This window comes from Staphylococcus kloosii, assembly GCF_032139365.1.
In the GTDB taxonomy this organism is placed as follows: Bacteria; Bacillota; Bacilli; order Staphylococcales; family Staphylococcaceae; genus Staphylococcus; species Staphylococcus kloosii_A.
This window is the reverse complement of the sequence record NZ_JAVTDB010000073.1, coordinates 1-25,315: the sequence shown is the minus strand read 5'-3', so window position 1 is coordinate 25,315 and position 25,315 is coordinate 1. Positions and strand designations below refer to the sequence as shown.

Genomic DNA, 25,315 nt, shown 5'->3' with positions numbered 1-25,315 from the left:
ATTCATCTATGATGTTTATGGTTCTAACACTACTTTTAGTGATTTGTCGCCTTTTTTCATTAACTCGAATCCTTCTTCAAATTTTTCGAGAGGTAATTTATGTGTTACTACACCTTCAGTTGGAAAATCACCATTTTGAATGCCATCAATAACTAGTGGGTAACAATAAGGTCCTAAATGACTACCCATTAAATCTAGTTCTTTACGGTCAGATATAATGCTCCAATCCACAGTTACTGGATCTCCAAATACTGAGAATTCAACAAATCTACCTAATTTTCTAATCGCACTTAATCCTTGTTCTACTGATTTAGGGTGACCCGTTGCTTCAATATAAGTATCGCAACCATAACCTTCTGTCATATTTTTAATTTCTTGTACTACATCGACTTCAGCTGGATTCATAACGATATCCGCACCGAATTTTTTAGCTAATTCTAAACGATCGTCTTTCATATCTAATACAACTAATGTTTCTGCGCCTGCTTTTTTAGCTGCTCCGACCATGCCTAAGCCTAAAGTGCCGGCACCAGATAGAACTACAAAGTCGCCTAATTTAATGTTGGCACGTTGTACCGCATGTAAACTACACGCATAGGGTTCAATTAAGGCTGCTTTTTCAATTGGTAAATCTTCCGGAACTTTATAGTTAATAGCTTCTTTGGTAAATTTCATGTATTCAGCCATACCACCGTTAACATTGTTTTGGAAACCGTATAAATCGTGTTTTTCACACATCCAATATTCGCCACGATTACAGAATCTACAATTCCAACAAGGAACGATTTGTTCAGAAATAACTCTATCCCCAACTTCATAATCCGTTACTTCATCACCTTTATCTACGACACGCGCAATAAATTCATGACCTGGAATCATTGGCGCTTTAATGTAGGACGGTTGTGTTTCGTCTCCCCAGAAACTTGGCGCCCCACCATAGGCTTTAATGTCACCTGCACAAATACCACAAGCTTCAACTTTTACCACAATTTCTTTACCATTTTCGATTGTTGGCGTCTCAACAGTTTCATATCTATAATCTCCAGGTGCATACGCTACTACTGCATTCATAGTTTCAGGATAATTTTTCTTTGTCATAATATACAACTCCCTTTCAAATTTAGGAAACGCTTTCATTTACAATTATTATTTTAATATATATTTTCGTTTTCTTCAAATATTTTTTCGTTTCTTTTCATTTTTATTTGTTTATGTTTACATATTGAGTAATAATATAAAATGAATTAAGATTAAATTAAGGATGTGACGTAGATGAAAATGTATGCAGATGAACGTCGTGAAAATATTTATACATATATAAAATCTCATAAAAGGGCAACTGTAAAACAACTATCTAATTATTTAAGTGTAACTGAGGCAACGGTTAGAAGTGACTTACGTAGGTTGGAAAGTGAAAATAAGCTCGTTCGTACACACGGCGGAGCAAAAGTAAATGAAAATATAGAATCTAAACTTAACTTTTCGTATCGTTTAACACAACGACATGACGAAAAACATCATATTAGTCAAAACGCCATCAATAAAATCCAACCACAACAATGCATAATGATAGATGCTAGTTCAACAACGTATGAATTAGCTAAATTACTCGCCGAAACGTCGATGGAATTAACTATTATTACTAACGGGTTAGAAAATGCTGTTTTATTAAAAGAGAACCCACATTTAACTGTGCTTATCGTCGGTGGATTTGTGTCACAAGATTCCAACGCGATTACAGGTAATATTGATTCACAAATTTTAGAAATGTATCATATCGATTATTTCTTCCTGTCTGCAAACGGGCTAACTTTGCAAAATGGTTTAACAGATTTTTCATTACCAGAAGTACAATTAAAAAAACAAATGGTTCAAGAAAGTGATAAAGTGATCGCACTTATCGATCATAGTAAGTTTGACGTTTCATCAACGCTATCTTTTGCCAAATTAAATGACATTGCCGAAGTTATCACCAATAAAAAACCTAATAGTAAATGGTTATCCGATGTTCCTTTTAAAATAACAATTGCTGAATAAACGATATAGCACTTAAAAAACTCAACCCAGATTTTAGTTTAAAATTTGGGTTGAGCTTTTGTTTATCATTATGTAACTATTTAATTATAGTGCAGTATAGCCCCCGTCTATTGTTACGATACTTCCTGTTACAAACGATGAGGCATCAGAAGCTAAATATAACGCTGCGCCTTGTAATTCTTCAGGCACGCCTGGTCTACCCATTGGTGTGAATTTCATCCAAGTATCAATCATTTCTCCACCTTGAGCAAAGTAATCTTTCGTTAATTCAGTTTTCATATAACCTGGCGCAATTGTATTCACTCTGATATTATATTCTGCCCATTCGTTAGCTAAACTTTTCGTGAACATAATTACAGCACCTTTAGAAGTATTATATGCCGCTTGTGGCTGAGGTGTATTTACGATAATACCAGACATTGAAGATGTATTGACAATAGATCCACGTTTTTGTTCGATCATCACTTCGCCTACAGCTTGTGATACTAATACCATACTATTGATGTTTACATCCATATTTTTAACCCATCTGTCATATGGCATATCTTCAAATTTTACGTGCTCATTAATGCCGGCATTATTAAATAGAATATCAATTCTACCAAATTCTTTTTTTACATCTTCAACCATTTGATAAACGTCGTCGACATTCGTTACATCTACTTTACAAGCAATTGCTTTATTACCTGTATCATTTGTAAATTCATCTGCAGTAGCTTGTGCTAATTCTAAATTAATATCAGCTATTACTAAATGAGCGCCTGCTTCTGCTAAACCTTTACCCATAGCTTTTCCTAATCCAGAGGCACCACCTGTAACGATAGCAACTTGATTATCTAATTTAAACTTATCCAAAATTGACATATTTATACCTCCAAAAACTTTTATAAAATGATTGTAAGATAAACAATTCATATATTGCAATGGAAACGTTTTCTTTTATATTTAATATTATTATAACTATTTAAATAAACAAAGTACGAACCAATTGTATCGGTTCGTACTTTTTAGAGCGCAACACACTCTATATTATGTTGTTATAATTATTTATAAAACGCCTAGATAATATATAATTTAGTATAATTGCATAATGCGCACGTTTTATATTTTTTAAGTTGTTTCAAGCTTGCCTTGATTTGATTGATTATACTCAGCGCGTTCAAGATGATTGTAATTAATCATGCCTTCTGAAATATTTCTCGCGTGATAGCCTATACGTTCTAACACTGAAATCATATCCAAGTATAATATCGCTCCTTCAGGTGAACAATCACCAGCATTCAAGCGTTGAATATGTTGTTTTCTTAATTCATGTTCTAGTCCATATGAATCTCTACTACGTTTGACGATTTCTTCTTTTGTTATACGATCATATACATTAAAGTTTTTTATTGTTTTGTTAAAAGAAATCGTAACATGATCATACAACTGATTAATACTTTCTTGGGCTTCGTCAGAAATATAAATTTTGTCAGTACGTTGTTGTTCTATTATTTTGAAATATTGTTGCGATAACGATGCCACCTTCAATACTGCTCTATTTACATCAAATAACACCGACATACGTTCTGCATCTTTTGCTGACAACTTTTTCTCTGATATTTTTGTTAAATACTGTCGAATGTTATCATACATGTTTTCTACAACTGCCTGTTTTTGTGCTATATCTTTTTTCACTTTATCGTCATAGCATTTCACATTTTCTAACACTGCATATGACATATGACCTAAATGCTGTATTTCATCTTGCGCCTCTTGCAATGCAAAACTCGGCGCTCTATTTATTAAATTTTTATCTAGAATACGTGGTTGAAACTTTTCGTGAATATCATCACCCGGTATAATTTTCGTCACTATCCATGCTAACGCAAATATAAAAGGTAACTGAATTAGTGTATTAGTGACGTTGAAAGAGCCATGAGCAAATGCTATTACCATTTCTGGTTTCAAACTAAGTACTTTTTGAATCCATGCCATTGTACCTTGATACAAAGGTAATATGATAATAAAGATTGTGGCGCCGATAACATTAAATAATACGTGTACCATTGCGACACGTTTCGCAGCAATGGAACCTGCCAAGCTAGCTAATACAGCTGTAATCGTTGTACCTATGTTATCGCCAAGTAATACTGGTAACGCACCATGTAATGAAATTAAATCATTTGCGTAAAATCCTTGTAAGATACCTATCGTTGCACTTGAACTTTGAATAACGACAGTTACTATTGTTCCAGCCAGTAATCCTAATACAGGATTCGATGACATATCGAGCATAATTTTATTAAAACCATCTAAATTAGCTAAAGGTTTAACTGCAGAACTCATCAATTCGAGTCCGTAAAACAATGCACCGAAACCAAATAAAATCATACCAATATTTTTTACTTTTCGCTTATGAATAAAGAATATTAAAAATGCACCGATGGCTAGTATAGGGAGTGCATAAGCACCAATGTCAATCCCAATGATAAATGCTGTAACCGTTGTACCTATGTTAGCTCCCATTACAACACCAATAGCTTGCCTCATGGTCATAAATCCAGCAGTGACTAAACCAATTGTAATTACCGTAGTGCCAGAACTACTTTGAATTAAAATTGTAACAACCATACCCGCAAGCACACCCATTATTGGGTTGCTAGTAAAACGATTTAAGATACTCCTCAGTCTATCGCCTGCGGAAGCTTGCAAACCGTCTCCCATTTGTTTAATACCATACAGGAAAATGCCTAGTCCACCAATAAAAGTAAATAGAATTTCTATTGCAAAAGCATTCATCGCCACACCTCTTTAAATTATTTGTTAACTACTTAAATTATATCTAATTTTTGTTAAGATAATGTTAAGATAAGTTAAAGATTATGTAGGTCATAACTCAATCATTTTGTAATGATATTACAAAATAAAAGAAGCTTCGCTATAGAAATTTTTTATTCTAAAGCGAAGCTTCTTTACCTTATTAAATTTTATGAAGGAATTTCTGTAGTTTTATTACTATGTTTTCTCACTATAGTTGCTATTAGTGATGAAATAACACCGAAAATCATAAAGCCAACAAACATCCACATTGTAGTATTCATTGTTATCGGCTGATGCATATAAATTAATTCTCTAATTGTATTAGCATAATGTGTGAACGGATTCCAATCGACGATGTAATCTTGATAAAATTTAGGCAATAATTGTTTTGGCAATGTTACTAATTGCATACTAAAGAACATTGCAATAAAGAAGATTGGGATGGATTTCATTCCTAACCATGTCATTACTCCCATAATTAGACCCATAAAGCTTAAAATGGCTATGGATACAAACAGTGCAATTTTATTAATATCATCAAATTCAAAACCTTGCACACCTGACATAAAGTAAATATAGCCAAAACCACCTATAAAGGCAGTAACAATTGCACCAACAATTTGTATTAGTGTAGCTGTCACACGTTGAACAATAGTAATGTTATGGCTAGATCTGAATGCATAAAATAATAAAATTGAACCAACAATAGAACTTATCCATACTGGCATGAACATTAAGAATGGTGCATTCCCACTACCTTGGTGGTCTTTAACTTCGTTAACTTTTTTATCATTAACTTTTACCGGATTCGTAATGCTATTAATATCTTTCGCACTCACTTTGACATCTTGTTTTTCTAATGTGCTAATACTCTGTTTAGTGATCTGTTTATTAATATTCTCACCTAAACCTTTTAAGACATTTGAAGCCATTTGAGAGGCTTGCATGTTAGCTCCACCATTAGCCAATGTTTTAAGATGTGCTTGTTTTACAGTGACATCATTTTTAGGTGCAGATTGTTGCATCTTTTTAGCTTGTTCTGGAGGAATGTCTCCAGACTTAATTTTTTCTTTCATTTCGGCTTTCTTACTATCCATTACGACTTTTTGCGTTTGACTCATCGCATTTTTTGAAAAGTCTTTTTCTAAAATAGCAGCGCCATAATATTTTTGTTTGTCTAAACCTTTTTGAGCCTCTTTTTCGCTATCTACTTCAACCCATTTAATAGATTTTGAATCGCTATCTTTTAAGTTATCTACTAATTTTCCACCAATATCTACATTTTTGCCTTGAATTGATGTCCCTTTATCGTGATTAACGATTGCTATAGGCACAGATTTAGGTTTAGGGTTATATGCAGGATAAAACGCAATTGAAAAAATACCTAATATAATTACGATTGCTATTGGTGTAATCCACAATAATTTACTTTTTAAAATATTCATGATTTATTTACCTCCTTGTATCAAAACGTTTTTGAACACGTTGTTGAATATCTATCACCTTATCTATTATAATAGTTTTAAATGCACTGACAATGACCAATATTGTTCACACTGTCTATAAATCAACATTCACTACTAAAATGTCCAATAACTGGAGGAATCATTATCGAAGACCGTCGAATAAAAAAATCGAAACAAGCTATTAAAGAAGCTTTTATCACATTGTTACAAAAAAAAGAACTCGATAAAATTACTATCAAAGATATTTCAACACTAGCCGATATCAATAGAGGCACATTTTATTTACATTATGTAGATAAATATGACCTATTATCTTCAATGGAAGATGATTATATTAAAAATCTCTCCGAAAAGCTAAACTTCGACTATATGCTCAAAAAATATGATTCAACGGAATCATTTGCTAAAGCGTTCTCTTCAAATATATTAAAAAATATTATGTCTTATATCGAAAAGAACATTGATTTTTATAAAGTCATATTAAATTTAGAGCGCAAAAGTCAAATCGAAGATAAAATTAGTCAATTAATGTTCAATAATATGCAAACACATATAACTAATACAAATCAAATCGCCGATATACCATTAGATTATTTTCATAGTTATGTTTCAGGGGCTACCATTTCATTTATAAAGCATTGGGTGCAAGATGAAAATCGTATGAATGTTGATGATTTAGCCGATATTTTATTTAAAATAATATTTAATGGTCCGTTGCGCTTAATGGCTAACCAACAATATGAGCAATATTAAATATAATAATTGTTGTAAGATACTTATTTATTCGCTAATATAATAAAGTATTTATTTTGAAAGGAGGTATTGGGAAATGATTACAGCATACAAACATAATCACAATCAAGAAATTATCGAATCTACTGTAGATTCAACAGCTTCTTGGATTAATATTGTCGAGCCTGAACGAGAAGAAATTGAATCAATAATGTCCCAATATAATATTCCTGAAGATTTTATTAAAGACCCATTAGACAGTGAAGAAAGTTCACGTATCGAATACGATGATGAATCCGGTTATTCTTTAATAATTATCGATTTACCAATAGTCAATAAAACAAATCATAATGTGCTCTCTTTTATAACAATTCCGTTAGGTATCATTATTGGTAATAAAAGAATCATTACGATCTGTAATGAAGAAAATGAATTTCTAGAAAACTTCTCACGCCAACACATTAATTTAAAATATCACAGTCGCTTTGCGTTAAATATTTTATTAACAATAGCAAACCACTATAACAGAAACTTACGATTATTAAACAAAACTAGACTACGTATTGAACGTAATTTAAAAAACAATGTTAGTAATAAACAATTGTATAATCTAATGGAAGTAGAAAAAAGTTTAGTTTACTTTTTAGCGGCACTTAAAGGTAATGATAACATTATAAAAAAACTATTTAGATTGCCCGCTATTAAAAGATTTGATGAAGACGAAGAATTACTCGAAGATCTAGTGATCGAAAATAAACAAGCCGTCGAAACAACTGAATTATATACTAAAATTTTAGAGAGTATTACGACTTCACATGCATCTCTATTATCAAATGAATTAAATAACACTATGAAGACATTAACATTATTTACGGTTTTCTTAACGTTACCAACGTTAGTATTTAGCTTCTTTGGTATGAACGTGCCGTTACCTATTAACGCTCACAGTTATATTTCATGGATAATCGTTATTGTTATTTCGCTGATACTTGTATCATTTGTCGGTGCATTTTTATGGCGCAAACAGAAACTTTAACCTTATAAACAATAGAACAGCTATACTACTGTAATGTAACCATTATCGTAGTATAGCTGTTTTATCAATGTTATATAAGCGAGTAATAGCTTTGGATACGTCTAATAAAGTAATCCTTTAATCGCTCCCTGTTTGTTAGAGAATCTTCACCATTATTAACATGTATTTGCCATGCTCTAGCTGGACAAGCAGTATCGAAAAATTCTCTATGCAGTCTTACAGTATCTTTGTTCACCGGTAACTTTTGGTCTTTTAAAATTTGTGCCGCGACCGCAAAACTAGCTTCTTCATTTTCCTGAAATTGTGAATCCGACAATACACCATCTATTTTCGATTGACATCTTTCAATACCTACATAATGTTCATTTGCAAAGCGATTACCACAATGCCACTCTACATAGTCAATAGGGTGAAACCAATAACAGGTCTCTTTATCAACATATATACTAGCCCATCCTTTTTCTAAACAAGCTTGTTGTTCCCTTTCCTTGAGCCATGCTATATAATCTTTAGCAGCCATATTTTCTGCATCGTCATGTAAGACGATGCCACATATTTGTTGTTTTTTATTAGTAATTTTTGATTTACCATTAAAGTAATCCGAATATATATGCTTCATTTACACTCACCTACTGAACATAACATTTTTATTATTTAAATTTTAACAACACAAAGCTGTAACGATAACTTTCAGTTTTTATAAAACTGTAGTAAAAATTAGTTAGGTTAACTATTGTATAATGAAAATTACCCCAATGAAAACATCTTATGGAAGGAGTTGGTTTAATGCACTGTACCATCCACTTCTACAATGATTATACGAGGACTACGTGCCGTTGTTTAAATCACCTTATTATATACTTTTCACTAAGTAACGATTTAAACGTACGTCTAAATGGCAAAACAATAGCTTTAGATGATAACGTCTTAATTATTAATCATAATGATTTATACACAATACTTGCTGGAACTCAAATAATAAAAATTAAAATTCCTTTGTTTCTACTTGGTCAAAATCATTATAATTTGTTTATCAGCCATTATAATTATCAAAAGCTACAATCATCTCACGCTTTAAAATTATTAATTTTTCAAATCATCAACGAATATCATTACAATAATACAATGAATACGCTACTATTATTCGATATTTTACAGTTATTAAATACGGAAGCATACGTAACGCATAGTAAAATTTACAAACCGATTATTTGTTCAACAAGCACTTCTTTAAATAATATAACCTCATATATTAACCGTTATAGTTTAGAAACACTTACTTCACATTACTTAGCACAAAAATTATATTTTTCCTCTAGTTATATTTCATTATTATTTAGCAGAAAGCTAAATGTAAATTTTAAATATTATCTTACTAGTTTAAAAATCGCGCTATCTATACCAGAGCTTTTGTTAACCAATAGTTCAATTACATCTATCGCCTACTTTTTTGGCTTTAAAAATTATTACACCTATTTAACTCATTTTAAAAGGTATTTAAACACAACGCCACTAGCACATAGACAACAATACGTTCACCTACATAACAATCCGACTATTTATATTAATATCTCTCCAATTGAATTTAAGCAGTTATATAGACATTAAAATCATGTAAAATACGACAAATTTGTTAAATCAAGTAAAATTTGACGATTTAATTTTGTTTTTATCTGTATTATTATTATAATAAGGTTATATAGATACTACAGTTAGTTAAAGGAGCCAAGAATTAATATGAATAAAAAAGTATTTAGTTTCGGCTTAATCGCAGTCATGTTAATCGTAAGTATCGTTCTAGTTATCGTAATGCTGTCTACAGGTGAAAAAGAAACGTATTACGGTTATATGAAAGATAAACATACTGCCGAAAAAGTTATTAACGAAAAAGATCATAAAGTAGAAAAAGACGTAACAATCCCTTCTAAAAGTGGATTTTCACCTGAAAAAGGTGATTTCGTAAAACTAGTTAAAGCCAAAGGTGCTGACAAATATTCTTCTATGAAAATCGTTAAGCACGATGACATTCCACACGGCTTAATGATGAAAATACATGACATGGGTCATATGCACATGTAATCATGTATTCATTAAAGAGAGGGACAAATCAATGATTGATTTGTCCCTCTTTATTTATATAGATTTATAATATTCTTGCCCTTTTTCTTTATTATATACGCCTTCCCATTTTGAAATAACGATTGTTGATAAAGAATTACCCATTACGTTTACAGCCGTTCTCACCATATCAAGTAATCTATCAATGCCAATAATTAAGGCTAAACCTTGTGCTGGTAACCCCATTGCACCTAAAGTAGTTACAAGAACAACTATAGATACGCCTGGTACGCCTGCCATACCTTTCGACGCTACCATTAACGTAACCATTAACATAATTTGCTGACCAATTGACATGTCTATACCATACATTTGAGCTACAAAAAGTGCCGCTATAGATTGATACAAGGCAGAACCATCTAAGTTAAACGTATATCCAATTGGAACAACAAATGATGTAATATCTCTTGGCGCTCCAAAATTCTCCATTTTTTTCATGATAATTGGTAACACTGACTCTGAACTTGATGTTGAAAATGCTAATATTAATTCGTTTTTAAGTATTTTCATAATATGGAAAATGTTGATACCACATATTTTAGCAACAATGCCCAGAACGACTACTACAAAGAATACCATTGCGCCGATAACTACTAATAATAATTTTAAAAGTGGCAATAATGCTGACGCTCCAAATGTCATAACAGTTGTACTAATAAATGCAAAAACACCAATTGGAGCTAATTTAAGTATTTTGTTAATCATCCAGAATACTGCTTCTAAAACGCCACCTAAAACATTTCTTACAGGTTCTGCTTTTTTACCGATTGCAGATAACGCAATACCGAAGAAAGCGGCGAAGAATATAATTGGTAATAAATCACCTTTATTTAATGCTTCAAAAAAGTTTGTAGGTACTATGTTTACAAGTGTGTCAATGAAGTGATTACCATATGTAGAATGTTCAGCTGCTTTTGCAGATGATTCATAGGATGATATATCACCTTTTGGTAATTTATGAGGATCTAATCCAGACCCTGGTTTAAAGACATTCGCAAAAATGATTCCCAATGCGATTGCTATTGTTGTAATAACTTCAAAATATATGATTGTTTTTAGTCCGTAACGACCAACTGTTTTAGATTCACCAACATTAGAAATTGACAATGCTAGCGCACAGAATACGACCGGTATGACAATCATTTTAATTAAATTTAAAAATACATCACCAAATGGTTTAATGTAATTTACCCATTCATCGTGTCCATATAATAGTAGACCAACAATGATACCAAGTATAAGAGCAATAATAACCTGAGTAGGTAAACTAATTTTTCTCAAATATTTCATGTTGAAACTCCCCTTCTTCTGACATTTCTAAATTATATCAAAGAAAGTAAAAAAAGAATATAAACTTTTTCTTGAATTAGTGCATAATTACAACTAAAGTGATTATACACACTTAAAATTCATGAATAAGTAACATCAGCATTATTTTGCAAAATCTAGTATAATAAATCTCTATTTTCAATTTAAATACTGTTACAGCGATAATAATTAATATTTTATGAAGTTCCTATTTATTTAACGCTACTTTTTTAAGTTAATTATATAAATGAGTAACATAATATGAGAACGCTTACTTAATCAACTCATTGTCCCTATTGTACTAATAAAAAATCACAGAAATGATATATTTCTGTGACTCTCATTGAATAAACTTTTTACTTTTTAGGCTTGTAATCTTGATCAAACTGCTGATATTTAGCATCTTTAACTCTTTTTTTCGTTTCATTATCAAAACCTTGTACAACTATTCCTTTAAATGTACTAATTGGTTGTACGTCATATGTTAAGTGAGGATCTGTTTTAAATTTCACTTCTTTATAATACAAGCCTTTTTTACCACTGTACTTCGTTTTTTCAGATTGAACTTTATCAGTTAAATGATGTTCAGCCAAATATTTATCCACTAATTCAAGGTTTTTATGACCTTGATAAGTTCTCATTCCAAAAAAGAAGACAACAGCTAAGATAAATGAAATAATTAAGATTCCTAGTATTTTGAAAAACGTCTTCATCATGAATCTCCTTTAATCCAGTTTGTTAATACGTATCTTATTTATTATGGCTTAAAATTATTTAATTATAAAGAGTTATATAAACTTTGTAACAAAATGTTCTTAATATCTACATATTTATAAATGTTCTAATTATAAAAAAATTGTATCACTTCCAATTTTTATTGACATGGCGACGTTATAATATTATCGTTAAAAAGCAAAAGGAGCGATTTATTAAATGGATAAAGATAGTTATTTAGAACGACAATTGTGCTTTTTATTTTATGTTTCTTCTAAAGAAATTATAAAAAAATATACTTCATACTTAAAAGAATATGATTTAACATATACTGGATATATTGTATTACTTGCAATGGATCCTGATGAGAAAATAAACATTAAAACACTGGGGAAACGCGTTTTCTTAGATTCAGGTACTTTAACGCCGTTACTTAAAAAATTAGAGAAAAAAGGCTTTGTTAAACGTATGCGTGAACAAAATGATGAACGTAACTTACAAGTTTCATTAACTCATGAAGGTGTAAACATTCGTGAACAGCTTTTAGATGTATCTAAAAAAGTGTTTACTGAATTCGACATGGATATTGAAGAATCAAAAGAGTTAAAAGATACGTTACAAAATTTTGTGAATAAAAATTTCGGCGCAAATTTATAATGTTACTACTAAAATGAACAACAAACCACATTATTAACTTGTAATGAGTAAGCTTCATAAGTTTATTCACTTAGTTTTATGCTAATGGATGTAGTTTATTTTGCTTTTTGCCACATACCTTTTACAATGTAGGTAGTCTATCTTTTAGACTAATTTAAAGGAGCTGATTAATTTGGCATTTGAAAAAAGATCTTTCAACCATAATTTATTTGACGTTGATCCCGGAGAATTTTTTAAAGATGTAGGTAGACAGATATATGAACAATCACCTTTCAAAAAAGAGATTAAAACAGATATTATAGAATATAGTGATCATTTTGTAGCAGTGGCTGAATTACCAGGATTTAATAAAACTGATATTCAACTGAATTTCGAAAATGAAACATTAACTATTGAGGCAAAACAATCACAAGCTAACATTACGGATGATGGCAAAATGATTCATAAAGAACGTGCTACGAATGACTTAAATCGTCAATTTACTTTTAAGCATATTATACAAGAGCAAATCTCAGCTAAATTTGATAACGGCGTATTGTACGTAACGTTACCAAAAGAACAAGATACAACCGTTAATGATGCAAGTAATATAGAAATTAACTAACATTAAAATACCCTTTCGTCATACATCAATCATACGTGTAGCGCGAAAGGGTTATTTTTATGCTAAAATGGTGGCTTTCCAAGTACTTCTTCATCAAAGCGTTCAGGAATTAAAACTTTTCTCATAATAACGCCTAGGTCGCCATCCCCATTCTCATGTTCGTCATATATTTCATAGCCACGTTTTTCATATATACCTAACAACCAAGGATGTTTTCTAGCAGATGTACCTAACGTTATCGCAGGCGCTTTCAATGTATCTCGTAAAAATGTTTCTTCAACATAAGTTAGTAATTTACTTCCTAAACCTTGTCCATCGTATTTAGGTTTTGTTGCAAACCACCATACAAAAGGATATATCGATACTCTACGCTTACTTTGCCAAGGATAGCGTACAGTAATTGTAGAGATAATTTCATCTTCATTTTCTAATACAAAAGTAGTGCCTTCAATTAAATTTCTTCTTACATCATCAACATCAGCATTCACAGATGGCCAGTCGATTCCTAGCTCTCTTAACGGTGTAAATGCTTCATACATTAACTGTTGCAGTGCTTCTGCATCTTGTTCTTTTGCAATTCGAATATTATGATTAGTCAATTAAAGCTCCCCCTTCTTCTAAATGTCTATAAGGTATTTTTTACTACAGCTTGTTTATAACAATAAAATATATTACATGTTACAGCTTTGGGTAACAAATAAAATGACTTGAACGAAGTGTGATACCTCATTCAAGCCCAAAGTTCATTATTAAATTTTCAAACTGTCACGGTGTCCATTGAGATAGGCATAGAGTAAACCTACAAAAATACCTCCACCGATATAGTTACCGATAAATGCGAACACGATATTTTTCAATACATCTAACCAAGCAACCGCATCAAAGTTATAAAACAACATACCAGCATAGAGACCTGCATTAAATACAACGTGCTCATATCCCATAAAGACGAATACGACTACGCCACATGCAATGAAAAATGCTTTAGATAATCCATCTTTGAATTGTAATGATATGTAAATACCAATATTAATAAAGAAATTACAAAATATACCTTTAACTAATATAGCGTACCATGTTGCTTCAATCGTTTTGGAATCAACCGTCGTTGTTAAAGCTTTAATCATGTCCGGCGTCATAATATGTGTAAACTTCATTAATGCAAACAAGATAATACCACCGATGATATTAAAAATAAAACAAGCGATAAAAATAACCATTACTTTATTTATTTTTAAGGCTTTATAATACCAACCCACTGTTAAATACATAAAATTACTCGTTAGTAATTCTGAATGAGTTAACACAATTAACACTAATGCTAAACTAAATGCAACCGCACCTAGCAAGTTCACGATCCCTTCTAGAGCTCCTGAAAATTGTGTTTTTATCGCTAACATAAATACAGTAACAATTGCCAATAAAAATCCAGACATTATGGATTTAAATGCATACTTTGCCGGCGTTTGATCGTACATAACTACTTTCATTTGAGCCTGGCTTACGATACTTTTTACAGTTTCAAGTGAACTATACGTATCCTTTACCGACTTTTGATTTTCTAACATAATCCCCACCCACCTTTAATATCCAGTTTCTTATATGATATAATAACTTTTTATAATTTCATACAATAAAAAGCGAAAAAATTTGTCAAATGCTGTTTTACCGAGTAAACTATACTTGTATTTAAAGAAATTACAAGTAGTATGATAAGGATGGCCCTATTTATGAACTCTCAATTTTCGATCGCTGTACATATACTTAGCTTACTATCACTTGAACACGAACCAGTATCTAGTCAATACATTGCATCTAGTGTCAATAGTAATCCGAGTTTAGTACGCAAAATTTGTCGTTACTTAAAAAATGGACACTTTATAACAAGTACTCAAGGTGTTACAGGCTACAAACTAACACAATCAGCAAGTCACATATTATTAGGTGAGGTTTTTCGTTATACTACAGATGTTGCTAGCCATTTCGTTAAAATCCACGAAGACACGAATACACATTGTCCTGTGGGAAAAAACATCACGCCCGCATTAAACGATATTTATACCGAGGTCGACACCACAATTATTAATAAATTAAATACTTACACAATCGAAGACGTTACTAATCGCTTTGAATAGATAATAACACACGACTCAAATTGCTATATTATAGCTTGAGTCGTGTTTTCTTTATGAAGACAGTAACTGTTCTAAATTATCAAATGTGCTATGCATACCTTGTTCTACGCCCATATCTATTAAACGTTGGGCTGATGCAGCATCAGGTAATTCTGATGTCGCAATTACTTTTACATATCCTTCGCCTTCGTCCTCAATTTGTATGATGTTATGCATACCAGCCATCGCTTTATTAATTTCACCTTGTGCATTGGCAAAAAAGTCGGTGTAATCTATTAGATTAGGTTCTACCACTTTATTATAGTGCGTAACAGTGTAACTTGTTCCTTGCGGCGTATGAATTGCAAAGAAAGCTTTGCCACCTTTACGTACATTAAATTCAAAAACTTCTGTCGTTGCACCCTTAGGATGGAACCATTGTGCAAATAATGTTTTATCTGAATATGCTTTGTATACAGCTTTTGTAGTTGCTTTAAAAATTCTTGTGAAAATTATTTTATTATTATTTACTTCTAAACCCATTTAACTATCTCCTCCGTTCATAATGACATAGGATGTGACCTTTTGAATTTTAGCATCTTTTTTATGACTATCAAATTCCATAAAATCTGCAAAGTGAATTTTACTACCATCTGTCATCTCCTGATATCCGTTGATGGCTCCCGTTTTACCATGGCTAATATTATATGTCACTGTCATTGATTCTATCGGTGCCGCGTGTTCACTTAATTCTTTCAAAAAATTATTCTTATTATTAATTGTAAATGTACCAGGTACTTCCCACATAAAATCGTTATGTACAACTTGATCTAATAAAGTGCTATCTCGTGTTGCTGTTGCAATTAAAAATTCTAACATTAGTCGTCTTTTAGGTGCATTATCACATTTGAGATCGCCTTTTAGTTCAAATGGCAAGTCGCTCTCTCGTTTATTATTAAAAGTTAATGAATGTATTTCAAGATTGTCTTCCAAAATTTTTATTGCTTTTGGTCCTACTCCGTGAAAAGAAGCTAGAGTATGTTTATCATACTTTGCAACATCCTCTAATGTAGTAATATTTTTATTCATCAATGCATTTGTGGCAGGTTTGCCTATTTTAGGTAATGGTATACACATAATCGCTCCCCCAATATTAATTATATGCTTCAGTCAATACCCTTTTTTAATTTACCTTTAACAAAAAAGAGCGGATTAGTAATCAAATTGATTATCTAAACCCACTCTGTCTCAAATTATAAACCACCTAAATAGTTTATTTGATATGATTGAGCACACAACCTGTAATAGGCTAGTTTGCTGAAGTTCACTACAATGTTAGTCTTCTAATGCAAACTCTAAGCTCACTTCAAATTTAACATCTTTACCTAGCATCATACCGCCAGTTTCTAATGCTTGGTTAAATGTGATGCCATATTTATCGCGATTAATTTTACCGTCTACGATAAATCCTACAGTATCAGCACCATTCATAGGGTTTTTGCTAATACCTTGTAACTTAGCATCGAAAGTTTCTTCATGTGTTTCACCTTTAATCGTTACATCACCAGTAACTGAATTATCATTTACTGATTTAATAGTGAATGTCATTTCAGGGTAATTTTCTACATCAAAGAAATCTCCGCCTTGTAAATGCTTGTCGCGGTCTTCTACGCCAGTATTTACTGAACTAGCATTAATAACTACGTCACCTTTAATTGAACTTAAATCATTAATATCACCTGAGATATTAGCTTCAAAATCAGTGAAACGTCCTTTTACGTTAGAAATTGCTAAGTGTCGAATTGAAAATTCTAATGCTGAATGTGCTTTATCAAAATTAAATTGTGTCATAACGCCATTCCTCCAAATTTATCGATATACTTATTATACCAAATACATTAAATATATCAACTATTAAATTTCACTTTATTTATTTACCACCAAATGACATTTTACAATCAAAAAACACCTCATCTTAAAGAAACATTCTTTAGATTGAGGTGCTTTATGTTTGTTTGCAATAAAACGTTTATGAACCTTGTAGCGCTTTATCTAAACTTTTAATATTTTCGCGCATAATTGATTGATAAGTTACATCCTTATCTTTTAATTGTTTAGAAGATACACTTTCCATATTATTAAACTTCACAGGTTTAGCATCAGTCTCTTTACGTACAGTGTCTGTAACTTTTGTGGAGACATTTTCTTCTAATAAAATGTACTTAACTTTATGTGATTGAATATCATGGACTATTTTTGTTAAATCTTTTTGTGAAGGATCTTCAGCATTCATATTTTGTATGCCTTCTTGTTTAAATCCATATCTTTTAGCCAAATATCCAATTGAATCATGAGAGATATATGCTACATTATTTTGCTTATCTTTTGTAATAGCAGTTAATTGCTCATCAATCTTGCTTAAATCTTGCGCTAACTTGTTATAGTTTTTTTCGTATTCTTTTTTATGTTTAGGGTCTTGTGCGATTAGTTTATCTTTTATATTTTTACTAAATTGTTTATTTAATACTGGATCTAACCAAATATGAGGGTCGTATTTACCATGATGATGTTCTTCTCCACCATGCTCATGTTCGTGTTCATCATCGTCATGTTCTGAAAGTAAGTCACCTTGTTTGATATGCGTTTGTAGTGACAATTTTTTATCTTTATCTTTAATTGTTCCAGCCACCTTTTTGGCTACAGGATCTAAATCATCACCAGTATACACAAAGAAATCGGCTTTAGAAGCTTTTAATATATCTTTTTGTGTGGGTTCATAACTATGTAAATCTGTTCCAGCAGGATATATTGATTTCACATCAACATGCTCCCCACCGATTTGTTCGACAAATGAAGTTAATGGATAAACGGTAGTATAAACTTTAACTTTTTTATCCCTCTTGTTATCACTGTTACTATTACTACAAGCAACAGCTGCAACGCCAATCATTAAAACTAACAGAGTCAAAAATGTTATCTTTTTCATGTCATTCTCCTTAAATAGTAATGTTTACGATTTATAATTATAACTGTTTTCATAATAAAACTCAAGACGTTATTCGTAATTATTTCGATTTAATTTTAAAAAAACATTTCTTAACTTTTAACACAAGTTAAGAAATGTTCTATTCTATCATTTATCTTTTTTTAATTTTTTATCAATTAAATGTTTATAATTACTATATTTATATGGGTCTTCAACCTTCGTACCACCAATAAACACCGTTGGCGCTGTCTTAATTTTATTTTTCTTATATCGTTGCTGATCTTTTTTGGCTGCTTTCCAAGATTTACTATCTTGTGTTTTGTAGTCTTTTTTTATTTTTTCTTTTGTCGCAGTATCTAACGATAATTTATCAATCTGCTGATCCACTTTTGTTGTTGTAATCCATTGTTTTTCATTATTTGGCTGTTGGGCAAACATTGATTGTTGAAATTTGAAATATTGTTGTGGCGCATAAAGTTGAACGGCATGACCTGCGCGTGAACCAATAATAGCATCTTTACCTAGAAATGCCATGTTCACGAATTGATAGTCCACCTTACCTTGTTTAATATACTGTTGATTTAGTTTAGGTAAAATTTTAGTATCCACTTTTTTACAATATGGACATTTGAAATCTCCATAAATAATTAATTTCACCTTACCATCTTTGGTATATTTATCTTCTTTATGCGCGTTTTGTTGGTTGGAACAAGCAACTAGCACAATACAAATTAAACTGATGATTACAAATGTCCAGATTTTTTTCATGCGTCCTCCACATTGACAAACGAACTAATTTTTGTTCATATTTTCTTCTTTATAGTCTGCTTTATGTTCTTGTACATAACCTTTAGAATTGAAGTTTTTAACTAATTTAGCTTTATTATTGTTAAATTTATACGTGTAATAATGTGCTTCAGCGTCACCTTTTAACGGTTTATATGCTAATGTTACATACTTACCTTTTTTATATACGTAAATATTTGCATCTTTTTTATCAAATTTCTTTTTAACGTCACCTTTTTGGCCTTTTGCTAATTTTGTCTGATATTTTTCTTGAGCCTTAACTGCTTTATCTATTTTGTCGGCATACTTACCACTACTACAACCTGCTATTAATACTGTGATAGCTATAAAACTAAATAATACCTTTTTCATTCTTCTCTCTCCTAAAAACTCTACTAAAAACAATTTCCTTTTAGACTAACTATAAATTCAAATCTTAATATTTCTTTCAAATTATAGCATAAATTACTATTTTGCTTAATAAAAAATGAAAGGCAATTGTTTCTCACAATCTACCTTTCATTTAAAAATTATTAGCTTATAAAAATACCCTTATACATTTCATTTTATCAATCTAATGTTAATTGCAAGTACACCATAATTTAATTCATCTCTTTGATTATATATATTGTATAAAGAAGCAAGTTTTTGTGATAATTGTGTATCCTCAGCTGCACCTATTTCTTCATTAGTGTATTGCTTTAACAAAGCTTGAAATGAAGGAAATTCAACTGTTTCTTTCACTTTAACTTTAATTGTTTTATTTTTATCTTCTATTTGAGAAAAAATAATAATATCATTTGCACGTACTTGTTGTCTTTTTTCATCATACAATCTAATCTCAATCGTTTTTGTACCATTTTTTATTTGTTGAAATGACTCATTATTTAACTTCATATGATGTTCCATCGTATTCCCCCAAAGTTAATTACGCTTTTTCTATTGTTTGCTTACGTTTGCCTTTTAACATAAAGACACATAGTAAACTAATTGCTGAAATAGAAACGGCAAACCAAAATGCACCGTGATAACCACTAAGTAAAGCATCATGTTGTATCTTAATACCCATTTCTTTTTGATTCATTCCTTTATAGTCACTCATGTCTGGTTTAAATGATTTTGCAACTTGACTCATGATTGTAATTAGAGCTGCAGTACCGATGGAAGCTGCAATTTGTTGAACTGTGTTAGTCATTGAAGATCCGTGAGCATTCATTTCGTGAGTTAGTTGATTCATTGTATGTGTCATTAATGGCATCAGTCCTAATGCTATACCAATCATTCTTATAGCATAAATGGTAGCTAATAGGCCACTAGATGTTTCACCATTCATGACTATGAAAAAGCTAGTCGTTATGACGACAATTAGCATGCCAATAACACCTAGAATTTTAGCTCCAAATTTTTCATATAACAAGCCTGAAATAATCGACATAATCGCCATAACGATAGCACCAGGTAATAAAATCAAACCTGAATGTAGTGCTGATTCTTGCATAATGTTTTGTACAAACATAGGCAATATTGTTTCAGAGCCAATCATAGATATCATCGTAAATGCCATGATGATTATACCCACTGCAAACTCTTTATTTTTAAATACGCCAAAATCTAGTAATGGCATTGGTAGTTTCGTTTGTCTAAAGATAAATAAAGCAACTAATATGACACCACCGATAACTGTTGTTAATACAACAGGATCATTCCATCCATCACGTGAAATGGAACTTGTACCATATAATAAACCACCGAAGCCTAAGATAGATAATATAACTGATAAAATATCTATAGGCGTCTTTCTATTTGTACCTACATTCCGTACAAATTTAAGTGAGGCAACAAAAGTTAATGCTGCAATGGGAGCCACAACATGGAATAGTGATCTCCAATCAAAATATTCTACTAAATACCCTGACAATGTAGGTCCAATAGCTGGTGCTAAACCAATAACCAAACCAAAAGTCCCCATATACTTACCACGTTCATGTGGTTCAAATACATCTAGTATCGTTGTCATCATTAATGGCATCATAATCCCAGAACCCAAGGCTTGAACTATTCTTCCTATTAAAAGAACTGTAAAGTTTGGACTAAATCCAGCAATCATTGTACCGATAAAGAATATAGCAATTGCACTCATAAAGACTTGTCTTGTTGTATAGCGTTGAATAATCATTGCTGATAATGGTATGACTATACCATTCATTAGTAAAAACGCCGTTGTGAGCCATTGTACTTGTGTGTAATCTATATTAAAGTCTTTCATAATACTTGGTAATGCTGTTGTGAGTAAGGTCTCATTTAATAAACCAAAGAAGCCACCAAACAACATAGTTATAATCATGATTAATTTATTTTTATGTGACATGTTTCCTCCTATAGCCTTCGTCGTTGTAGTTTGTAATATTTCAAGTTCTTTTGACTGCAACGTCACATTATACATAATTTTTAACCTTTTAGAAACAAAAACATTTCGATTTCCAAAAAGTTTTATAATAGTTTTATAAATCGTAATGATTACTATTTACATCTATTCTTATTTATAGCATAATAAAAGACATATTTCTAAGGAGGTTATATGATGAAACAAGATTTACAGACAGCAAGACGTAATTTAAAAAGTCCAAACATCAAAACGAGAAAAAGCGCACTCAAGATAATCAAACAGCACAAACGTAATAAAAAAGCGGTTTAATCCTTAAACAGGTTAAATATTTTCTCCTTGCATACGCTAACCCTATGCAATATGAAAGAGGCCTGAGACATAATTGTCTTCAGGCTCTACTTTAATATAGGCAGTAGATGACTGAATTGCACATGCACTTATATCAAGCTGCTCTCAGCTCTAGCCATCTTTGCGGAGGAGGAACTACAAAATCTTCTTATAAAAATAAGATTATTGTCTCACTTCCTTTGGTTTATAAATAATATTTATTTGTTACCTTTAAATCTTCAGTTAAATCGTAAATAAGCGGTGCACCTGTCTTGATTTCATAACCTACAATATCTTCGTCAGATACATCTTCTAAGTATTTAATTAAAGCACGTAATGAGTTACCATGCGCAGAAACAAGCACTGTTTTACCATCTAATAACTGTTGGGAAATTTGATCATTCCAATAGGGTATTACGCGTTCTAATGTATCTTTTAAGCTTTCTGATTCAGGCATTACTCTTCTATCTAAATGTTCATATTTTCTATCATTTAAATAGCCTTGTCGCTGTTCTTCACTCTGTTCTGGAGGTGCTATATCATACGAGCGTCTCCATAAATGCACTTGTTCTTCACCGAATTCTTTACGCGCATCATCTTTATTTAAACCTTGTAGTCCACCGTAATGTCGTTCATTCAAACGCCATGTTTTATGAACTGGTATAAATAATTGATCAGACTGAGATAATAAATGATATGTCGTATTAATCGCTCTTCTTAATAAAGATGTAAAGACAATATCGATATCAATTTGTTGTTCTTTCAGTTTTTTTCCTGAAGTGATAGCTTCTTTTTTTCCCTGATCAGATAAATCAACATCTGCCCAGCCTGTAAATAAGTTTTCAGCATTCCAATCACTTTGTCCGTGTCTACATAATATAAGTTTAGGCATATTCATCCTTCTTTCTTTTACATATTTTATATTTCAAAATTATTTCAATAATGTAATACTTATATTCGCTTTCCTACACTTACTAGTATGTAAGCTTGAGGCAAAATATACAATTAATTCACTTATTTTTGTTACAAATTACACTTTATATTGCAATATTTGTCTTCTTAAAGTCATAATACTCATCCTTTTTTTATCTTGTTGTAACCTATGCAAAAATTTTAGATGTTATATTAGTCTACGTTAATTCATAAATGACTTAACAACATAAAGTAACTATTTATATAGCGAATTTTAAAACAATACAGCATACTTTCACACATTCAGTGAAAGAATTTATAGGAGGATTTTTATAATGAAGAAATTTTTATTAGCATCTTTCGCAACTTTATCAATAACAGCAGCTGGCGTAGGTGTGAGTGCAAGTTCATCTGACGCTCATGCAGCAGAAACAACTCAAGCAAGCCAATCAACTGAATCTGTACATCAACAATTTTTAAATGCTGGTGGTACTGAAGAATTATGGCAAAAAGTAGTATTACCTGAATCAGGTGGTAACCCTGATGCAGTTAATGAATTAGGCTATCAAGGTCTAGGCCAAACTAAAGAATCATGGGGAACAGGTTCTGTTGAAGAACAAACTAAAGGTATGGTTCAATATGCCAAAGAACGTTACGGTTCAATTGATGAAGCTATTTCTTTCCGTGAAGCTAACGGTTGGTGGTAATTTCTATAAATAAACTTTGCTAAAATAGACAAAGTTTTAACTGTCGACAAAGCGACGTGCTTTGTTGGCAGTTTTTTATTAGCTTTAGTCGCTGCACTTAATTGTATTAAATGAACAGTCTCAAATGATCTATACACTTTTTATGAATCCACAGTGTTTTAAGGTATAAGATTAAGCTAATAGCTATAATATAATAAGCATGATGATAAAAATAACAGCATCTTATTTCACTTATTATTTTCAGGAAATAAGATGCTGTTTATACAACTTGTTCGACATGCTTTGGTGCCATATATTTTTATTGAATAGAATATGGTTCGGGATGTACATACACTGAAGAAATACCTTTAGAATGCATATGTTGTTCTACTTCATCACATATTTGATGCGCCTGTTCTAAAGTTAAATCCGAAGCGACTATAATGGTCACATCCACAAAAACGCTACTCCCATAGTATCTTCCTTTGATTGATTGAACATCTATAACGTCATCTACTTCTTGTACATAATTTTTATATGCTTCTAACTCATGTTCGTTAAATCCATCACTTAACGCAAAAATAGATTCTTTAAAAATACCGAAGCCGGTATAAATGATTAACAAGCCTAATAATGTAGCTAAAATAATATCGACTATAGGTAATCCAAATTGCGTAAATACTAGTCCAACGGCTGTGCCAATACTGACAAGGGCATCGGACAAGTTATCTTTCGCTGCGGAATTAAGCGAGGTACTTGACGTTCTACCAGCTAATTTCTGATTAATCATATACACGCCTAGCATGATTAAACCACTGATGATGCTGACGTAAATTGTAATAACATTAGGTGTTGCATTCTCGTTAGTAAATATACGAGGTAAATTTTCGAAAACAACTTGAATACCAACAAACATAATAATAAATGATACTAATAATGTGGAAATGTTTTCCGATTTTAAATGACCATACGGGTGATTACTGTCGGCAGGTTTGATTGAAATTTTCAATCCGACAATTACGGCTAAAGATACGATAATATCCGTCATATTGTTAAGACTGTCTGCCCTTACTGCTGCCGAATGGTAAAGCGTCCCAACGATAAATTTAACTATGGATAATACAATATAGATTATTAAACTTAAATAAGCACCTCTTTGTGCTATTTTTAAATTATTACTTTGATTCATAGCGCTAAACCACCTTAAACCAGACTGAAATATTATTATGACCGATTCAACAAACATTTACAACGTTTTTTATATAAAAATTATTTAATACAATTGTTGTAATAAACGATTTAGCTTAACCTAAAAATCCTTTATATATTAGCAAACTTCCTTGGCTGATAAGTCTATAAACATCCTTAGTTATTGTTAATATTATTCATCTTTTAATATGTGTTTAGATAATACAAAAGTTATTGGAATCGTAATCATTAAACCTATAAATGGCGCAATTACAGAAGAAATATGCAACCAATGAACAAACACATAAAGCAATCCAGTTTGCATTCCCATATTAATCACTTGTGTAATAGGAAATTGAATAAATTTCTTCCATGTTGGCTGTACTTTATAGACAAAATAACAGTTCAAATAATATGAAATTATAAAAGCCACTATAAAACCTATAATATGACTCA

The 25,315-nt window shown here is 31.3% G+C and carries 29 protein-coding genes and 1 pseudogene; 10 read left to right on the top strand and 20 right to left on the bottom strand.

Features of this window, described 5'->3' with window-relative positions; genetic code table 11:
- Positions 1–15: 15 nt before the first annotated feature.
- Positions 16–1,098 carry an MDR/zinc-dependent alcohol dehydrogenase-like family protein gene (locus tag RPL90_RS09975; protein WP_313548594.1) on the bottom strand — a complete coding sequence of 361 codons (1,083 nt, stop codon included), beginning with the start codon at positions 1,096–1,098 and terminating at the stop codon, positions 16–18.
- Between the two features lie 174 nt (positions 1,099–1,272).
- Between RPL90_RS09975 and RPL90_RS09970 the strand changes: the two genes are divergently transcribed.
- Positions 1,273–2,037 (top strand): DeoR/GlpR family DNA-binding transcription regulator, encoded by a 765-nt coding sequence (locus tag RPL90_RS09970; protein ID WP_313548591.1) that lies wholly within the window; start codon positions 1,273–1,275, stop codon positions 2,035–2,037.
- A gap of 84 nt (positions 2,038–2,121) precedes the next feature.
- Here the strand turns inward: RPL90_RS09970 and RPL90_RS09965 are convergent, their stop codons facing one another.
- From RPL90_RS09965 to RPL90_RS09955, 3 genes are all read right to left on the bottom strand, one after another.
- Positions 2,122–2,901, bottom strand: coding sequence for an SDR family NAD(P)-dependent oxidoreductase (locus tag RPL90_RS09965; protein ID WP_313548589.1), 780 nt, complete (start codon positions 2,899–2,901; stop codon positions 2,122–2,124).
- Between the two features lie 246 nt (positions 2,902–3,147).
- Positions 3,148–4,818 (bottom strand): Na/Pi cotransporter family protein, encoded by a 1,671-nt coding sequence (locus RPL90_RS09960; protein WP_313548587.1) that lies wholly within the window; start codon positions 4,816–4,818, stop codon positions 3,148–3,150.
- Positions 4,819–5,006: 188 nt separating this feature from the next.
- The gene (locus RPL90_RS09955) at positions 5,007–6,284 is read right to left on the bottom strand and encodes a YhgE/Pip domain-containing protein (RefSeq protein ID WP_313548584.1); all 1,278 of its coding nucleotides are present in this window, start codon (positions 6,282–6,284) and stop codon (positions 5,007–5,009) included.
- A 162-nt stretch (positions 6,285–6,446) separates the two neighbouring features.
- Here RPL90_RS09955 and RPL90_RS09950 point away from each other — a divergent pair, with 162 nt between their 5' ends.
- Both RPL90_RS09950 and RPL90_RS09945 read left to right on the top strand, forming a co-directional pair.
- Positions 6,447–7,058 (top strand): TetR/AcrR family transcriptional regulator, encoded by a 612-nt coding sequence (locus RPL90_RS09950; RefSeq protein ID WP_313548643.1) that lies wholly within the window; start codon positions 6,447–6,449, stop codon positions 7,056–7,058.
- Between the two features lie 76 nt (positions 7,059–7,134).
- Complete coding sequence (locus RPL90_RS09945) at positions 7,135–8,073, top strand: magnesium transporter CorA family protein (RefSeq protein WP_313548582.1); 939 nt, start codon at positions 7,135–7,137, stop codon at positions 8,071–8,073.
- Positions 8,074–8,143: 70 nt separating this feature from the next.
- Here the strand turns inward: RPL90_RS09945 and RPL90_RS09940 are convergent, their stop codons facing one another.
- On the bottom strand, positions 8,144–8,692 hold the full coding sequence (locus RPL90_RS09940; protein WP_313548580.1) for a peptidoglycan recognition protein family protein: 549 nt from the start codon (positions 8,690–8,692) through the stop codon (positions 8,144–8,146).
- A gap of 167 nt (positions 8,693–8,859) precedes the next feature.
- Here RPL90_RS09940 and RPL90_RS09935 point away from each other — a divergent pair, with 167 nt between their 5' ends.
- On the top strand, positions 8,860–9,681 hold the full coding sequence (locus tag RPL90_RS09935; protein WP_313548576.1) for a helix-turn-helix domain-containing protein: 822 nt from the start codon (positions 8,860–8,862) through the stop codon (positions 9,679–9,681).
- A 129-nt stretch (positions 9,682–9,810) separates the two neighbouring features.
- Positions 9,811–10,152 carry a DUF4889 domain-containing protein gene (locus tag RPL90_RS09930; RefSeq protein WP_313548573.1) on the top strand — a complete coding sequence of 114 codons (342 nt, stop codon included), beginning with the start codon at positions 9,811–9,813 and terminating at the stop codon, positions 10,150–10,152.
- A 54-nt stretch (positions 10,153–10,206) separates the two neighbouring features.
- Here the strand turns inward: RPL90_RS09930 and RPL90_RS09925 are convergent, their stop codons facing one another.
- Entirely contained in the window at positions 10,207–11,481 is a 1,275-nt protein-coding gene (locus tag RPL90_RS09925) for a cation:dicarboxylate symporter family transporter (protein WP_313548570.1), read from the bottom strand.
- Positions 11,482–11,855: 374 nt separating this feature from the next.
- Positions 11,856–12,212, bottom strand: coding sequence for a DUF3139 domain-containing protein (locus RPL90_RS09920; RefSeq protein WP_313548641.1), 357 nt, complete (start codon positions 12,210–12,212; stop codon positions 11,856–11,858).
- 220 nt (positions 12,213–12,432) lie between these two features.
- Here RPL90_RS09920 and RPL90_RS09915 point away from each other — a divergent pair, with 220 nt between their 5' ends.
- Both RPL90_RS09915 and RPL90_RS09910 read left to right on the top strand, forming a co-directional pair.
- Positions 12,433–12,870: a MarR family winged helix-turn-helix transcriptional regulator gene (locus RPL90_RS09915; protein ID WP_313548567.1), complete on the top strand. Its 438-nt coding sequence runs from the start codon at positions 12,433–12,435 to the stop codon at positions 12,868–12,870.
- 172 nt (positions 12,871–13,042) lie between these two features.
- Positions 13,043–13,474 (top strand): Hsp20 family protein, encoded by a 432-nt coding sequence (locus RPL90_RS09910; RefSeq protein ID WP_313548561.1) that lies wholly within the window; start codon positions 13,043–13,045, stop codon positions 13,472–13,474.
- A 62-nt stretch (positions 13,475–13,536) separates the two neighbouring features.
- On the opposite strand, the gene RPL90_RS09905 is transcribed toward RPL90_RS09910, so the two are convergent.
- Positions 13,537–14,073 carry a GNAT family N-acetyltransferase gene (locus RPL90_RS09905; protein ID WP_313548555.1) on the bottom strand — a complete coding sequence of 179 codons (537 nt, stop codon included), beginning with the start codon at positions 14,071–14,073 and terminating at the stop codon, positions 13,537–13,539.
- 150 nt (positions 14,074–14,223) lie between these two features.
- The gene (locus RPL90_RS09900) at positions 14,224–15,042 is read right to left on the bottom strand and encodes a formate/nitrite transporter family protein (protein ID WP_313548551.1); all 819 of its coding nucleotides are present in this window, start codon (positions 15,040–15,042) and stop codon (positions 14,224–14,226) included.
- A 162-nt stretch (positions 15,043–15,204) separates the two neighbouring features.
- On the opposite strand from RPL90_RS09900, the gene RPL90_RS09895 reads away from it, so the two are divergent.
- The gene (locus RPL90_RS09895; RefSeq protein WP_313548546.1) at positions 15,205–15,609 is read left to right on the top strand and encodes an Rrf2 family transcriptional regulator; all 405 of its coding nucleotides are present in this window, start codon (positions 15,205–15,207) and stop codon (positions 15,607–15,609) included.
- 51 nt (positions 15,610–15,660) lie between these two features.
- Here the strand turns inward: RPL90_RS09895 and RPL90_RS09890 are convergent, their stop codons facing one another.
- The 8 genes and pseudogenes from RPL90_RS09890 to RPL90_RS09855 all read right to left on the bottom strand — a co-directional run bounded on the left by RPL90_RS09890 (position 15,661) and on the right by RPL90_RS09855 (position 21,728).
- On the bottom strand, positions 15,661–16,131 hold the full coding sequence (locus RPL90_RS09890) for an SRPBCC family protein (RefSeq protein WP_313548541.1): 471 nt from the start codon (positions 16,129–16,131) through the stop codon (positions 15,661–15,663).
- Positions 16,132–16,725 (bottom strand): DNA-binding protein, encoded by a 594-nt coding sequence (locus RPL90_RS09885; RefSeq protein WP_313548537.1) that lies wholly within the window; start codon positions 16,723–16,725, stop codon positions 16,132–16,134.
- 198 nt (positions 16,726–16,923) lie between these two features.
- Positions 16,924–17,439 (bottom strand): YceI family protein, encoded by a 516-nt coding sequence (locus tag RPL90_RS09880; protein ID WP_313548532.1) that lies wholly within the window; start codon positions 17,437–17,439, stop codon positions 16,924–16,926.
- A gap of 190 nt (positions 17,440–17,629) precedes the next feature.
- A pseudogene (locus tag RPL90_RS09875) lies at positions 17,630–18,574 on the bottom strand (metal ABC transporter solute-binding protein, Zn/Mn family); the annotation flags it as partial.
- A 147-nt stretch (positions 18,575–18,721) separates the two neighbouring features.
- On the bottom strand, positions 18,722–19,342 hold the full coding sequence (locus RPL90_RS09870; RefSeq protein ID WP_313548528.1) for a DsbA family protein: 621 nt from the start codon (positions 19,340–19,342) through the stop codon (positions 18,722–18,724).
- Between the two features lie 24 nt (positions 19,343–19,366).
- On the bottom strand, positions 19,367–19,732 hold the full coding sequence (locus RPL90_RS09865; protein WP_313548523.1) for a cystatin-like fold lipoprotein: 366 nt from the start codon (positions 19,730–19,732) through the stop codon (positions 19,367–19,369).
- A 189-nt stretch (positions 19,733–19,921) separates the two neighbouring features.
- Entirely contained in the window at positions 19,922–20,269 is a 348-nt protein-coding gene (locus tag RPL90_RS09860) for an ASCH domain-containing protein (protein WP_313548521.1), read from the bottom strand.
- A 19-nt stretch (positions 20,270–20,288) separates the two neighbouring features.
- Complete coding sequence (locus RPL90_RS09855; protein WP_313548518.1) at positions 20,289–21,728, bottom strand: MDR family MFS transporter; 1,440 nt, start codon at positions 21,726–21,728, stop codon at positions 20,289–20,291.
- Positions 21,729–21,941: 213 nt separating this feature from the next.
- Here RPL90_RS09855 and RPL90_RS09850 point away from each other — a divergent pair, with 213 nt between their 5' ends.
- On the top strand, positions 21,942–22,055 hold the full coding sequence (locus RPL90_RS09850; protein ID WP_313548638.1) for a putative metal homeostasis protein: 114 nt from the start codon (positions 21,942–21,944) through the stop codon (positions 22,053–22,055).
- 223 nt (positions 22,056–22,278) lie between these two features.
- Here RPL90_RS09850 and RPL90_RS09845 read toward each other — a convergent pair whose 3' ends face one another.
- Positions 22,279–22,965, bottom strand: a complete 687-nt coding sequence (locus tag RPL90_RS09845) for a 2,3-diphosphoglycerate-dependent phosphoglycerate mutase (protein WP_313548515.1) — start codon at positions 22,963–22,965, stop codon at positions 22,279–22,281.
- 355 nt (positions 22,966–23,320) lie between these two features.
- On the opposite strand from RPL90_RS09845, the gene RPL90_RS09840 reads away from it, so the two are divergent.
- Positions 23,321–23,692: an aggregation-promoting factor C-terminal-like domain-containing protein gene (locus tag RPL90_RS09840; RefSeq protein ID WP_313548513.1), complete on the top strand. Its 372-nt coding sequence runs from the start codon at positions 23,321–23,323 to the stop codon at positions 23,690–23,692.
- Positions 23,693–23,990: 298 nt separating this feature from the next.
- Here the strand turns inward: RPL90_RS09840 and RPL90_RS09835 are convergent, their stop codons facing one another.
- A complete protein-coding gene (locus RPL90_RS09835) occupies positions 23,991–24,860 on the bottom strand; it encodes a cation diffusion facilitator family transporter (RefSeq protein WP_313548511.1) in 870 nt (289 codons plus the stop codon).
- Between the two features lie 192 nt (positions 24,861–25,052).
- On the bottom strand, positions 25,053–25,315 hold a 263-nt coding region (locus tag RPL90_RS09830), incomplete at its 5' end, for a GtrA family protein (protein ID WP_313548509.1).